Below are 14222 nucleotides of genomic sequence, written 5' to 3' on the forward strand. Positions count from 1 at the left end.
CGACTTGGCCCGCCGAACGCATTTCGGCGGGCCTTTCTTGCCGCAATCAAGCCGCGGGCTGCGTTTCCGGCCAAGAGGATCAGAGTTGCCAAAACGTGTGCCAACTGCTGCGGCGGAGTTGAAGCCCAAAACGACCAAACCGGTTCGACCTCTCCCATCAGGTTGTGGCCTAGCAGCCGGCCTGACGTTACGGTGCGCGCAGGCGAATGCGGCGCGGATGTTGACGTCCTCTAGATCATCCTGATTTTCGCGGTACTGGGCCTGCTGGCAGCTCTCGCACCAGTGACGCTGGTCTGGATCTCAGTCCGGGTCCTTCAATGCCGAATCCTGAAGACAACTTTGTCGAGCCCGCCGCAATCTCCCCTATGAGGCTGACTGGACGACAGATGGGACCCTCGGCTTGGACCGACTTTCCGCCGCAAGACGCTACGGGCGTCCGATCAAGTAGCCTTGCATCTCATCAGAGCCCTCCTGGACAAGGAGCGACATTTGGACCTTCGTTTCGATCCCTTCAGCAAGCACCGGCACGCCAAGACCCTGAGCGAGCCGATGACAGCGCGAACGATGGCCAACGATCGCTCGTTCTGTCCAAGCGAGGCAACGGATGCCCGATAGATCTTGATCCGGTCGAGAGGGAAGGCCTCGATGGTAGGACAACGAGGAATACCCGGTCCCGAAGTCGTCCAGCGCGATCAGGATGCCGAGGCTCTTGAGCGATTGCATCGTCTTCTTCGCGCGCAAGACATCCTCGATCAGCACGCCTTCGGTGATCTCGAGCTCGAGGCCGGCCAGCGACAGCCCGCTTTCGCCCAGCGCCTTTCGGACTTGCGCATCGAGGTTCTCCCTGCGGAATTGCGCGGCCGAGACGTTGACGGCGATCCTCAAGAGTCGGTTCCACGACGCGGCCTCACGGCAAGCTTCCATCAGCACCCGGTCGTCAATCTGGGCAATCGAACAGCCTCAGAGCGCCGCTCACGCCGCTTAAGCGCGATCAGCCTACCGCCAAAAAGGCCTTGCCCGCTCAGGCATGTCGAGGGGATATCGCATGACAGAACTGTCGGGTGGGACGCGCTTTTTGAAGCCAAGCGACCGGGGCGGAAAGTTCCGGCAGGCGATCGCCCATGGAAACAAAGCCATTACGGATCGGTCCGCCACTTGGGGCTTCTCGGAGAGAGCCGATCCGCTCACCATCCCTCCAAGGTGAACGCGAGCGAGCGTTTCGCCCAGAACAAGGCGAGAGGGCCGCTCGGCGGAGCACAACCAGGACACAGAAAGCGAGGCCGTCGGGGTGGCACCAGGGGGTGGCGCGATGAATATCGCAACCGCCCGGCCAAGGTCTTCGGCGGGATAGCGACGCTGTGGCCCTGCCGGCAATCGTCAAAACACCCAGAAGCCCGCAAGGCAACCCCGGTGAACTTACCGAGACAACTGGTCTCCACGAGGTCCTAACTGGTTCTGCACGATATAACCCAGTGTTGAATGTCGCTCGCAACCGAGACTAACCTGGAATCTGCACCGGCAGTGCGGAATAACCGTGCATAAAATTGGATTGAACTCGCTCCGGTTCGCCGACCACCTTTACCTCCAGAGATCGCTTCAGCATCTCCTGCCACAGGACTTTCAGCTGCAGCTCTGCAAGATGCCTACCCATGCAACGATGAATCCCAAAGCCAAAAGAGAGATGTTGCCGTACATGTTCTCGATCGATGATGAAGCTGTTGGGGCTAGCAATAGCGTCGTCGTCTCGGTTGCCAGAGATGTACCACATCACAACTTTATCGCCTCGCCTGATTTGCTTGTGCCCTATCGTGAAATCGTCCACAGCGGTCCGGCGCATATGCGCGATAGGCGTTTGGTATCGTATAATCTCGGATACCGCCCCCGGCACTAGCGAAGCATCATCGCGGAGTTTTCGCAGTTGGGACGGATTTTGACTCATGAACAAGACGCCACCGGTAATTGAGTTGCGCGTAGTATCGTTACCTCCAACAATCAGCAGAATGAGGTTGCCCAGGAACTCACATGGCTCCATGTTTCGGGTCGCCGGTGAATGCGCCATCATAGAGATTAGGTCAGCGCGCGGCTCGGATTTTGCCCGTTCGCTCCAAAGCCGTGTGAAATAGTCCAAGCACTCGGACAGCACCGCCTTTCGCTTTTCCCAGCTGTCGATCTGGTGGCCCATTTGTGGACTCAAGGCGGCTACGTCCGACCAGTAGGTCAGCAGCCGTCGATCTTGAAATGGAAAGTCGAACAGCGTGGCCAGCATTTGGGTCGTCAACTCGATGGAGACTCTATCGACCCAGTTGAAGGTATAATTGCGCGGCAAACCGTCCAAGATCTTCTGAACCCGCGAGCGGATCAAGCCTTCAAGCTTCGCCAGGTTCTCCGATGCCGCGATCGGACTGACAGTCTTACGCTGCTGAGCATGGACAGGAGGACTCATCTTAATAAAACTGGGACTCCAATACTTCTGCGGCGGGTCCACAATTGTGACGCTTCGCTCTGACGAGAATATTGTGTGATTTGAATCCACGGCTACGATGTCGCGGTATTTCGTTATCGACCAATATGGACCGTACGGGCTGTCTTCGCAATAATGGACGGGATCTTCCCTTCGCAGCCGCTCGAAACAAGACCAAACGGTATCATCTTCAAAGCGCTTGGGCTCGCTTACATCAAGGCGGCTCAGCGGGATGTCAGCCTCCTCGCAAGCGTTCTCTGCCGATAAGTCTGTCATGATTGTCTCGCGGACATTGGCGGCAATTTTGAAAGCTCGGCTCATGCGCTATTTGCACTCGCATGGAAGCTCGGTCGAAACACAACGAGCTGGGCCCTACAGTAACAATGTGTGACGCATGTCCATGGCTCGGCTTCGCGAGAGCTCGCACAATCGTCAGAACTCTGAAATTATCTTACGGCCGAAGCTACTTGGGAACTTGGTTCGGCCCCCGTCGATAAAGAATAGTGGAAAGGCGAGCGAAGCTCCCCTATCAAGATTGGGGAGGCGCGCGAACTCGCTTTTGTGGTAGTCAACATCAGGCGCAAGCACTCGCCGCGATGGCACCCAGCGGCACGCCCGGTTGCCACTCGACTACTTATATTGCGCGAGCAGATGGGACCCTAATCACGGTAGGGACTAACAAGAGAGCGCGGTTTGTCAAGGACACTCGTTTCCTTCACTCGCGATGCGGGCTTTCGTAGAATGAATGAACAGGAGACCAAACCGGCGATCGTGCGCGAGCCGGACGAAGAGTAAACTAACCTGACGTCACAACTGGCACTAAAGTAGCGTCCATGCGCTGGAATAAAAGAGAATTGGCACAGCTGGAAAAGCTCTGGGCCGCGGGACAGAGTGCCGCGCAGATCGCGCGTCATCTCGAGTGCAGTCGTAACGCAGTTTGCGGCAGGCTAGCTCGGTTGGGCCTCACTCGAGGTCACAAGCCACCAACAGCAAAACCCAAGATTAGACCCGCCCCGAAGCGAGGGCCGACGGCGATGGCGGCTGGTCGCGATTGCGTCGGAAAGAAGCTGTCGCAAAAGGCGCTAGATAGCCAGCCTCAGGAAATGAGCAAGCGGCAGCTTTACGCGATGCTAGCTGAGGCAGTCAGGAATACCGCGTAGAACTGTCAGGCGCGCCGCGATCTCCCGGGCTATGCGCCGTACTTGGTCCATCCGGACGATTTGCTTGTTGGTTTGCGCGCTTTGTGGCTATGGGACGAACAGTGGCGTCGAGTAGAATGTTCGCGGCGGAGGCTCGATCGTAGGTCAAGTCATCCAATCTCAAGAGGCTGGATGCACTGAATTAGAAGAAGAATGCGTTCTGGTTCTTGAGCCTCGTTTTCGGCTATGCGTCTTCGGGGCCCGACGTCCTGGTTGCGCCGTGTTTGGAAGTTTCTGCACACGCCATGCCCGACGAGGACGCGAGCTCGGGTGAAGCCGCTTGACCGTGAGCCTGTCCCGATGGAACCTCCGACAGGTACCGCCCCGGCGTCGGTGACAAGCTCAGCCTTGGAGCAACTTCACGGACCGCCGAGCTCTCGAGATATTGTCTGACGTCGGTCAAAAATAGACTCCTGCAGTGCCCCAGACACGCGAAGACGACCACCACCCACCATAGGTGCCTTGACGATCTGTGCAAAACCGGTGGCAAGTCTGAAACGGCTGTTCAATTGCATCGATCACTTCTCCCTCGCCTACCCGGCTCATTACTTTTTCCATACCAACTGCGAGAACACACTCACGCCAACAGCCGTGGCGCCGCGCGACACCGACGATCCTCGCATTGGTGAAGTTCGACTACGTACCGGGATGTCCCCGAGCCGGCGCAGGATCCCTGGGTAAACGGGGAATACGCCAGGCAGAAGTCAACTACCAAACCTTGTCAGTTGATAAACATTGCGAGGCGACGTATCAATTTTGATCGATGAACCTCGCACGAGTCAGTTCGTGGAGCAGTTCGAGCTCTAGCAGCGTCAACGGCCCCGGTGGATGTCTCGTTGGCGAACGTCGGAGATTAGCGAAGCGGAGTTGAATCTGGGGCCCCGCCGTGGCCGTGTTGATTCGAGTATCTCGCCTGCAGCAGTTGTTCTCTGTCTTCGAGAGGAACGGCTTGCTATCCCACACCGCGTTTCGTCAGCAGATCGGCCGTCACGCAAGCTTCCAATTGTCTAGCGACGTTCCGGACTACTGTCGGCAAAAAGGAATGCAAAAGACTTTGCTTGCGACCACAAACTTCGTAAACATAGGATAACAATCGTTGCAGACCTCGGTCCTGGAAAAGTATTGCGATGCTCGTCTTCCTTGGTACACCATCTATCCAACTGTAGCCCACTTCTCCACGGTGGTCGGCGCCGAAGCCTCTGAGAAATGGCTGCAGCGCCTGCCGGTTAATGAGTCAGTGTCGCTCTATTTCCACGTTCCGTTCTGTCGATCGATTTGCTGGTATTGCGGCTTCGCTCGAAGCATCACTCGCCGGGATTCACCCATCCTAGAATATTTGGCGGTTCTTCGTAAGGAGATCGAGTTGGTCGCGGCGCAGGTGCCGCAACGGCTGCCTGTGAGCGACGTGCACTTCGGCGGTGGAACGCCGACCCTCCTCGAGCCCGCGCAGTTCGGGGCACTGATGGAACTTCTGCGCCGCCGCTTTGTGGTTTCGAAAACGGCCGCCATCGCTGTTGAGATCGACCCGCGCACGTTCACGCTCGCCACATCCGAAGCGTTAGCGGCTGCCGGCGTGAACCGCGCGAGCCTGGGCGTCCAGAGCTTCGATCCAATTGTTCAAAAGGCCATTAACCGCGTTCAGAGTGAGGCACAAACAGAGCGCGCTGTCGAAATGCTGCGGCAGCATGGAGTAATGCGCATCAACTTCGACCTCATCTACGGTCTGCCAAATCAGACGGTGCAGTCCTGCGTTCAGACCGCGACTACGGCGGCGGCCATGCGACCAGACCGGCTTGCGGTATTTGGCTACGCGCATGTTCCTTCCTTTAAGAAGAATCAGCGCCTGATCGACGAGGCAGCGCTGCCAGACAGCCCTGCCCGTGCAGAACAGGCCGCGGCAATGGCCAATACACTGATTGCTGCGGGCTACCGCCAAATCGGACTTGACCATTTCGCCTTGCCGGACGATGAGCTCGCGCTGGCCCAGAAAGCCGGTCGCCTGCGGCGGAACTCACTGGGTTACTCGGCCGACACCTGCCATAAAGTCATCGGTTTCGGGCCGTCGGCCATCGGCCGAGTTGGCGATGGTTACGTCCAGAATGAAGTTGCAGCGGGTTCTTACAGCCGCCAAATCAAAGCCGGCCGTCTGGCGACGTCAAAGGGCTACTGTCTCAGCCTCGAAGACCGCGTCCGGGCCGCAATCATCGAGCGGCTGATGTGCGATTTCGAGGTCGACGTGCCGGCAATTTGCATTGCTCATGGATTTGACCCGGTCCCGTTCCTCGGTTCACCCGAACGCTTGGCAATGCTCGCCGAGGATGGGATCGTGGAGGTGGAAAAGGGATTCATCCGCGTGAGGCAGGAGCATCGTTTTCTAACTCGCGCCGTGGCCGCCGCATTCGATGCTTATCTTGGCGCGCCGCTCTGACAAGACCAGCCAAGGAGCGCTGATCGTATGAATGCATTACCTTCCGTTACGCGCCCAGAAGCCCGGGTAACGATTTTCGCTCACCTGGTGCACTCACGTACAGCGCCAAATTCGTAAAGGACGCCGTGCGCAGCTGCGCGACGAGAGCCGACCCGGCCCTAGCCGCGAAGTCAGCTAGGCGAGTTGCTGCCGGCAATTGGACGCCCCCGACTGCAACGCAGTCCGCTCAAGCGGCGTGACCGACAAAGTTCATCACATCACCACCATCGCCCGTGTGGCCGCGGACCTCGACCAGGACGACAACTGGCTGCGGGACGTCGCCAACAAAATGGCGATCGAGGACGGCTTCATTTGGGTCTACCGCGTCGGAGAAGATGAGATGTAGGCGTTCAGCGACTTCGGTATCTAAAACCTGATCGAGCTCGTCCGGATGTACGAGGATATTTCGACCTCCTCAAGCGCTGGCAGCCCGGGATACCGCAATCAGCCTGCGGTCTACGCTGGATACGAACTCCCAGCAAAGAGGAGCGCTTCGTGGTGATGCACGACGGATCCTATTGATGTGCATGGTCGCCGCTCGACCAGGATCGCTACGGATCGCTGCGTGCAATCCAGAGCAGCAGCTGGTCGACGCGATGAGCTAGATCAAAGAGCACAAAAGGACCGGCGCCGGCGCGACACGGCGCCAACGATAATCGAGCACCACAGTTAGAACCGGATCCCGCGGGATCGAAACAAGTTTCCCGTAAGAGCCTCGCGCAACCGGAATCGAAGCGACCTTCCCGAATACCACCCCTCGATGCTGCCATACCGGAGTTCGTCCCGAACGCCGGGACGGTCTCGCGCCGAGCGGCACGATAGATTCGCACAGCGAGGCCGACGTCCCGCGCCCGGTCAACCTACCAAACCTAGCAATTGATGGAGATGACGGACACATGCCAGTCAGTGCCGGTGAAACTCGCTCGGGCCACATCAAGGACGAAGTCGCGATGCGATATAGATCCGGTAAATCCAATCGAGCTGATGGATGTTCTGTCTGGTCCCGCAGCTTCAAAACGCCTCCAATCGCGCTCTCCATCTTCCCATGAGAGCCAATCAAGGCCTCGTGCCGGCCTCAGCGAGCTTACGCGCGTCAAAAGATGTTAGCCCCTTCTGCCCGCCTGTGCTTCATCCCATGGACCGAGCTGCGGGCGTTTCTAGGGTCCGGCGTGTTCTTATGCGAGCTCAGCTAGCGCGGCTCTCTGTTGAAGAACATCCTCGTGGCAGCGGATTTGTCGCGAGAATCCCTGGGCTCCGGCGCTGGCCGCCAATCTCTTGCCGGCGAACGTCACATCGAGCAGGCCACTCCCCGTCTCGACACGCAGATGCTTGCACTCGATTAGCGATCGAGCGGCTGGGTTGCGCCGCGCTGGGTACCACCACGTTGGCCAAGCTGCGCCAGCAGTGGTGATAGCGCGGAAGGCTGAGCGGGTCTCGTTGGCACAGAGATGCCGCCTGGCCTCAAGCGTCACCTAGTCCGCCTTGAGCACTAGGATCCCGAACCGGTCTAGACCGTCAGGTGGACGTGCACCTTATTCAAATCGACGGACGTGGAAATCACGATGCATTGTTGCGGTATAGCGCCAGTATCCATGCGGACATACTCGGCTGGCGAAGTTGCTTTCATCTCTCGACCAAGTGCGAAGTCAAGAGGGCGTATTCTCCTTTCCCTGATAGCTAGTCTCGCCTGCAGTTCGGCGGAGGCAGAACCTCGTGATATCTCTGGCCCTAGAAGTCACAGCCCCGATGAGCTCGCCGGAGCAAGAAGCCAAACAATTTCGAATCCGGCTGTAACCTTCCGAAGCGGCCGGCCCAAAGGAGCAGCGCGCCTTTCTGAGAACTCGCTGCCAAACGCAGCTAGGTCTACCACAACGCGCGACAGTGCGGAGGTCACCACCAAGAGCAGAAGTCAAAAGCAGATTGACCCATTCGCAAAATTCGAGAAGCTCCGCGAAAAAGGTGCGGCGTTCACTGGGCCTGGTCCTGCGGACACCATAGATCAGGATACAGCTTCTGTCAGATCCGAGCTTTCGGATCTCGGGATTGGATTCGCTGGCTGGACCCTAAACACGTTTGTCAACAATCAACTCGGTAATGCCGCCAGAAGCACCATCGCCAATCAACAATATGTCGGCCAGAATCCGACATTTAGTACGGTCAACTCTATGATCGTCACCTATGACCTCGCTCGGTTTGGGATTCCCGACGGTCAGATCGTCGTGGGAGCAGAGCATCAATATTGGACATGGAAGAGCGCCGGGCCAGACCGACTGGGAATCAGTGCGGTTTCCTACTATCAAACGTTGTTTGAAAGGAAGATCGAACTCAAAGTGGGTTACCTCAGGAACCAACATGAGTTTGCGGGTGCCGGAGAAAAGGTGTTTGGCCCCTCGTCGAAGATGCTGTTCCAAGCAGGCATGAGCAACAATTGGGCGCCAACGCCGGCTCTCAATCTGAAGTACAATTTTGACGATCGCTTATATAACAAGCTCTCAATCCAGCGCTCGCTCAGTCCAGCCGGTCAATATACGCATGTAAGCGAAAACCCCACTGGCTTGAACTGGAGCACGCGCGACGCGGGCATTCTTTTACTTGATGAAGTTTGCTATAAGAACAAGCCTGCTCCCGGGGTACCCGAGACTTGGCTGCGGGCTGGCGCGGGCTTTAACAACAGCAGCTACACGGACCTACAGCATCCGACGCAACCGACAGCCAAGGCGAACAGCGTCTACTATGTAGCTGCGGATAGGCAATTCTGGCAGTCTGCCGTCCATGGCTCGGCATCTCGCGGAATCTATGGCGGGTTCTCTGCGATGTACGCTCCGCCTGACCTAAATAGGGCTAGCCAGTACTACGAGCTTCGCCTGTATGCGAAGGGCCTGTTTGACAGCCGGCCCACTGATCAGATGAGTCTTGTTGTCAACAACACCATCTGGAGCCATTTCGCGGTGGACGCTGCATTGGGGAAAGAGCAGCTGGCGCACCGGGACAGCACAGCAATTTCGGGACTTTATACGGCGCATCTGGCGCCCGGGATATATACAACCGTAGGACTGACGTACATCAATCACCCGACAAGCATTACCTACACGCCGCAAACAGGACACGCCCTGAATATATTGGTATCTACGTCGATATTCTTCTAGGCTCTCAGGACTGCGCGGACCGTCATGTAGTCGATATCCCCACTCGCCCTTTTCAACGGTGGGCCACCCATCACGGCGATTTTGGTATCCGCTGTGCTCCTGACGCGAAGCCGGGTACCCCCTAATTGAGCCGTGATATCCAACGTAGCATGCTGTTGGGAATGGTAGGTTAGAGCCTGCTGCTTCGGTCTACGGGCGATAGGCCGACATCGTATTTGCGCAAGAGCTATACCCTCCGGCCGCGGAATGATCTCCGATGCTCATTTGTTCAATTGAGTGCTGAGCTTGCGGCAGCGACATTGCTTTTGGATGATTGCTGGTGCAGTTCGTCAGACTCGCGTCCGAGCTCCCCATGACAAGCCGAAATCGTGCCCTCGGAGCTTAGTTCACGCCGAAGAGGTATGGTAAGCGGAACCGCGACACAGGTGCCAAAGCTACCCAACCACGGCAATCGCTATATCTGTCCGACGGTCGTGGCGCTGGCCGAAACGCGATGCGCGAGGTCGGCGGAGATGTGCCCCCCTTCGGCGGCAAATCGACGCGGACGCGGCCGGATGACTTGCGCCACTCGAATGCTGACTCATTTTCGTCGGTCGAGACGAGCTTTAGCATCTTACTCCAGCAAGGAGGTCGCCTCCCGAGTCTGCGGCGCGTTAGCCCTCCCACCCAATGCGCGTGGCGTTCTGCTGGGTTCACTTCTCTTCTCAAACATCTATTCGCGCGAACATGCGATAAGAGCAGTGCATGATCGGTGAATTTGCCGAGCCTTGCTAGCCAACCTTCGTGGACGGGTGCTTCGTCGTCTTGAGGCGCGTTACACTGCATCGACCGTCGACGCTGACGGGCGCGTCACCATCGATTGTGGCACGATGAACGACGCGATGCTGGTCACCGTAATCGTTGACCGCATAATGCTGCGTTGCGCGGTTATCCCAGATCGCGACATCGCCTTCTTTCCAGCTCCAGCGTACGGTGTTTTCGGGTGCCGTGATATGAGACTGGAATAGATCAAACAGCTTCTGACCGTCGCGTTTTGGGATATCAATAAACCTTTGCACCAGATCGCCGAGCACCAGCGCGCGCTCGCTGGTCTCGGGATGTACACGGACCACCGGGTGCTCCGTCTCATAGATCGTTTTGGTAAAGACCTCATCAAAATGCTTCTGGTCGATTTCGCGAACACGGCAGGTCCCGGCGTAGTCGAAGGCGTTGCTGTGAACGGTCCAGAGTTCGTCGGCAAGCCGTTGGAGCGGCCGCGGCAAATCCAGATAGGCGGCCACAGCGTTCGACCAGATCGTATCGCCACCGGACGATGGGACCACAAGGGCTCGCAGCACCGCAAGTCTAGGATACGCCGCGAGAAAGGTTCCATCGGCGTGCCATACATCAGCCCGGCTACCTCCGCGCGCGGAATCAAGCTCGATGATCGAGGTCGTTCCATTGATCGTACCGAGCGTCGGATGCGGCACCAGCCTTCCCAAACAAGCAGCAAAGCGCTCCTGCTCCGCGTCATCAAGATGCCCCTGATCACGGAAGAAGATCACCTTGTGTTCGAGCAGCAAGCTGTTGATCCCAGCGATAGTTTGGCTCGGTAAATCACCCGAGAGCGTGATATTTCTGATTTCAACACCGATGCGCGCTGCGCGCTTGACGACGTCGGTCAGTGGAATGACACTCTCGGTCGAAGCCGTTTGTTTCATTGCGAATTTTTCCAAGCTTTGCGGATTCTTCAAGCGGGCAAGGCGCGTGTGACTCGGTTTCGTAGGCGAGCCTCGCGCTACGGGTACTCTCGAGCAAGCACCATGCCAGTCGGAAAACGGAGCTGTGAACGTCCGTCAGGTACAGGATCGGATTTGAGTCGAACAGATTTCCAGGAACTCGATGCCACCTCCCACCCTCTTGCCAACGCCACCCGGGTCGGCGGCGGAAGGCATAGGGCACATAATCGATAAGAAATGTACCGCTCGGCACCCGAAGAGAACGGCCATACGGTCCTCGTGCAACGCCGGGCAGCCAGCTGTGCGTGCTGTTCTCGTCCAGTATGCGCCCTCCGCTTAACAGTGCGGACGTCGGCCAGTCTCGAGCCGCCTCTGCGAAAGGGCCATCACCGGCTCTCAAGGTGTCCGGGACCTGCCCTGGCCGTGATCACTGCCGAAACACCATCGGCTGGAAATGGAAGAGGAATAGATGACCTTGGAAGAGCTCCAAACGATGAACTACGGCTTCATCCAGGCGAAAGCCATTGATCCGCGGCACTGGGATCGCGATGTTCTCGATGCACAGACGTCCGAGCAAGGCGAGGCAGATGTTCTGCACGGTCCGGCTGGTTTGCTCAACAAGCCAAAGATATGTCCACTACCAGTCTTGATAGGTGTTCAATGTTGTCAAAGTAGTTGCCCTCGATCAGTACTTGCACAGATGGTCCAGCATCCACTGCATGGAAGAATCCGCCGCTCTGTTGCGCATTCGTATTGCGGAAGTAATTGCTAAGGAGATGAATAATAGCCTGCGCACCGTCAATGTGCGGCGCCCGCCCTGACATCTCATGGAAATAGTTATTTGCGATGGTGATCGTCTGCGGGACACTAAGAAACAGGAGATTCCAATGGTGCTCCCCGTTACAATAGGAGGAATAGGTATCGCTGCCATCGAAGTCGTTCCAGGAAATCGTAATATTCGTCGTAGGGCCAAAACCGCCGGCAATCATCTGCCGCCCGATATTGTGAAATCGGTTGTGATCGATCCTAACCAGGTCGGCTCGTGCAATTGCAATAGCATCGCCGGCAAATATCACGCCTTGATTGATATCACTGATGGTCAGATTGCGAATAACGACGTTGCTCACCCCATTTAGGCGTAGCCCTTCCCTTTGATTGTAGCGATCGGGCGAACGCCGATCACCGTCTTGTTTGAGCCAATCTCTAGCGGGCGCTTGCCCGCCCTGTCGAAGCCGACCAATGTCTTCTCCTTGCCATCGCAATGCGCATCGTTGCCGTCTATAAGGAGAAGGGACTCACTCTTGTAAGGTGCCGAACAAGCACGGCCGTATTGGCAACCCTGCCCCCCGCCTTGCCCTTCCGTACCGGTAAAGTCTATTGTTCCGGCTACCTGGATCTCGCGCGGACTATTGTCATTGCAGTGCCCGTAGCTGTACGAACGACACAACTCATACTTCAGAGCTTTGGTTGATCTGACCTGAACTACCTCGCCTCCAAGGCCGCCCGTCGCTGCAGAGCCAAAGCCCTTGAGGGCTTCCGATCGCACATTGTTCGATCCGAGCACGGAAGAGACGCAGACGACGACAGCAAGTCCGCCGAGCACGCGCAACGACCGCTTGATGTGCTCATCGTGTCCTTCATAGGCATATGCTCTCTCTTACCCGGAAAATCCGCACGAGGACTTGAACTCTCGAACTGAAATGCTGAACTGGAATAGGCCATCAGCATGCGGCGTTAACGCCATCAGATCGTCCTCAATGAGGCAGGATCGGAAGATCGGAACCATGCGACGCAACAGCCGAAGTGTGCAGCCGCAGGCTCCGCGCCAGCTGTGATGGATCTGGGTAGCCATAGAGCCAATCACGGCCGATGAAAGCAGCGGTCGATGCTTCGAGGCCCCGTCAGCGGAATACTGTAGCGCGCAACACGTCCGGCCTGGGAGGATGGGCGGTCGCTCCTGACGTTTTGCTGGACCGGCGGGAGGCGCTTGAGCTCTTCGGCATTCTCGACCTGCACCAGAACGCGTGATGCATCATAATTCCCATCCGCGGGAAACAGATAGGCGGCGCGGCTGGGATCCTCGTCTTCCTGGATTGCACGTCGGATGTCGGGCCCCTTCTTCTGCGATATAGATGGGCCAGATTGGCCCCGTATGTCGCGTGCCAGGCCCATCACACGGACAGACGCCTCCTATCGATTTCATGACCGGCAATCATCACGCCGCCGGAATGGCTACGATTTCCTTGTTTTTGATTGTCTGTCCAGTGCCAGGGGCGGATCTAGCACAGCCAGTCACCGCCAACCTGCGACTCGCGGCGCTTCGAGCTGATGCAGCAGGGCTCAGCCGCAATTCTGGTCGTCCCCACTCACAGCCCTAAGGTGAAGCTGCTCATGTGCTGCAGTCATCGCCGCGAAGAGCCGAATTCGTCTGCAAGCGGGCGCATAGAAGGCAACGGCTGACCAGAGTGCAAACTCACCCTCCGATGTGCACCTGCACCTTTGACGCGTCATAGGTTTACCGCCCCCAGGGCCTAGCGCGCGCGGAGGACTGAAACCACCCACCAAAACTGATCCTTTTTATGATCCAGCATGAGGTGTACCCAGTCCGAATGATGAGTCGCCCGGCTTTCCGTCGGGCTGCCGGGGAGCTTCGTCGATGTACACGCCGCCCTCCTTCCAAGTTGTCGATATCACCGACGTTCATCGGACAATGCGCCAGGCACGCTCGGCGACACTGATTACCGCTACTCACGAAGGGCTTGTTGGAACGATGCTGCCCGTAGTACTCGACGAGCGCGAAGGCTCCATGGGCACGATTTACGCCCACGTGGCGCGTGCGAACCCGCAGTGGAAGCTGACACCGACTGGCGAGGCGATGGCCATTTTCGCTGGAGCGGAGGCCTATGTCAGCCCCTCCTGGTACGTGACCAAGCACGAGAGAGGCGAGGCCGTACCGACGTGGAACTATGTCGCTGTGCATGCCTACGGGCCGGTCGAATTCTTCGATGATGCCGATCGGCTGCGAAAGGTGGTCACGCGGCTGACCGATGTGCATGAGCGCTCGGGCAAAGACCGCTGGGCGGTGTCTGACGCCCCTGCCGATTTCATCAAAACGGAGCTTAAGCGGATTGTCGTACGCATACGACGAAGGCCGCCTGATTGACGCATGCGCGCGAGCACGGCGAGTTCTACGATGGCGTTGCGTGAAGGGTCAGGCGGCTTGCTGATTGG

General features: G+C 57.6%; 10 protein-coding genes. 5 read left to right on the forward strand and 5 right to left on the reverse strand.

Annotated features, from left to right (window positions below):
- Window positions 1-426 precede the first annotated feature (426 nt).
- Together IVA98_RS27340 and IVA98_RS27345 are read right to left on the reverse strand one after the other, a co-directional pair.
- Complete coding sequence (locus IVA98_RS27340) at window positions 427-951, reverse strand: EAL domain-containing protein (RefSeq protein WP_346657740.1); 525 nt, start codon at window positions 949-951, stop codon at window positions 427-429.
- Between the two features lie 547 nt (window positions 952-1498).
- Entirely contained in the window at window positions 1499-2737 is a 1239-nt protein-coding gene (locus tag IVA98_RS27345) for a cytochrome P450 (protein ID WP_247355821.1), read from the reverse strand.
- 557 nt (window positions 2738-3294) lie between these two features.
- Between IVA98_RS27345 and IVA98_RS27350 the strand changes: the two genes are divergently transcribed.
- The 4 genes from IVA98_RS27350 (at window position 3295) to IVA98_RS37745 (ending at window position 9273) form a co-directional block, all read left to right on the forward strand.
- Window positions 3295-3621, forward strand: coding sequence for a GcrA family cell cycle regulator (locus IVA98_RS27350; protein WP_247302457.1), 327 nt, complete (start codon window positions 3295-3297; stop codon window positions 3619-3621).
- A gap of 1135 nt (window positions 3622-4756) precedes the next feature.
- Complete coding sequence (gene hemN, locus IVA98_RS27355) at window positions 4757-6088, forward strand: oxygen-independent coproporphyrinogen III oxidase (protein ID WP_247355814.1); 1332 nt, start codon at window positions 4757-4759, stop codon at window positions 6086-6088.
- Window positions 6089-6284: 196 nt separating this feature from the next.
- Window positions 6285-6473, forward strand: a complete 189-nt coding sequence (locus IVA98_RS27360) for a hypothetical protein (protein WP_247355815.1) — start codon at window positions 6285-6287, stop codon at window positions 6471-6473.
- Between the two features lie 1819 nt (window positions 6474-8292).
- Window positions 8293-9273, forward strand: coding sequence for a carbohydrate porin (locus IVA98_RS37745; protein ID WP_247355816.1), 981 nt, complete (start codon window positions 8293-8295; stop codon window positions 9271-9273).
- 770 nt (window positions 9274-10043) lie between these two features.
- On the opposite strand, the gene IVA98_RS27370 is transcribed toward IVA98_RS37745, so the two are convergent.
- The 3 genes from IVA98_RS27370 to IVA98_RS27380 all read right to left on the reverse strand — a co-directional run bounded on the left by IVA98_RS27370 (window position 10044) and on the right by IVA98_RS27380 (window position 12600).
- The gene (locus IVA98_RS27370; protein ID WP_247355817.1) at window positions 10044-10973 is read right to left on the reverse strand and encodes a TauD/TfdA dioxygenase family protein; all 930 of its coding nucleotides are present in this window, start codon (window positions 10971-10973) and stop codon (window positions 10044-10046) included.
- A 632-nt stretch (window positions 10974-11605) separates the two neighbouring features.
- Window positions 11606-12118 carry a hypothetical protein gene (locus IVA98_RS27375; RefSeq protein ID WP_247302446.1) on the reverse strand — a complete coding sequence of 171 codons (513 nt, stop codon included), beginning with the start codon at window positions 12116-12118 and terminating at the stop codon, window positions 11606-11608.
- Window positions 12119-12123: 5 nt separating this feature from the next.
- Window positions 12124-12600: a hypothetical protein gene (locus IVA98_RS27380; protein WP_247302444.1), complete on the reverse strand. Its 477-nt coding sequence runs from the start codon at window positions 12598-12600 to the stop codon at window positions 12124-12126.
- 1047 nt (window positions 12601-13647) lie between these two features.
- Here IVA98_RS27380 and IVA98_RS27385 point away from each other — a divergent pair.
- Window positions 13648-14154: an FMN-binding negative transcriptional regulator gene (locus tag IVA98_RS27385; protein ID WP_247355818.1), complete on the forward strand. Its 507-nt coding sequence runs from the start codon at window positions 13648-13650 to the stop codon at window positions 14152-14154.
- Window positions 14155-14222 lie beyond the last annotated feature (68 nt).

Source organism: Bradyrhizobium sp. 160, assembly GCF_023073735.1.
Lineage (GTDB): Bacteria > Pseudomonadota > Alphaproteobacteria > Rhizobiales > Xanthobacteraceae > Bradyrhizobium.

Bases quoted from the DNA above. Each gene is read 5' to 3' on its own strand.
- IVA98_RS27345 (WP_247355821.1), bottom strand. From the start codon at position 2,737: ATGACAGACTTATCGGCAGAGAACGCTTGCGAGGAGGCTGACATCCCG.
- IVA98_RS27350 (WP_247302457.1), top strand. From the start codon at position 3,295: ATGCGCTGGAATAAAAGAGAATTGGCACAGCTGGAAAAGCTCTGGGCC.
- IVA98_RS37745 (WP_247355816.1), top strand. From the start codon at position 8,293: ATGATCGTCACCTATGACCTCGCTCGGTTTGGGATTCCCGACGGTCAG.
- IVA98_RS27370 (WP_247355817.1), bottom strand. From the start codon at position 10,973: ATGAAACAAACGGCTTCGACCGAGAGTGTCATTCCACTGACCGACGTC.
- IVA98_RS27385 (WP_247355818.1), top strand. From the start codon at position 13,648: ATGTACACGCCGCCCTCCTTCCAAGTTGTCGATATCACCGACGTTCAT.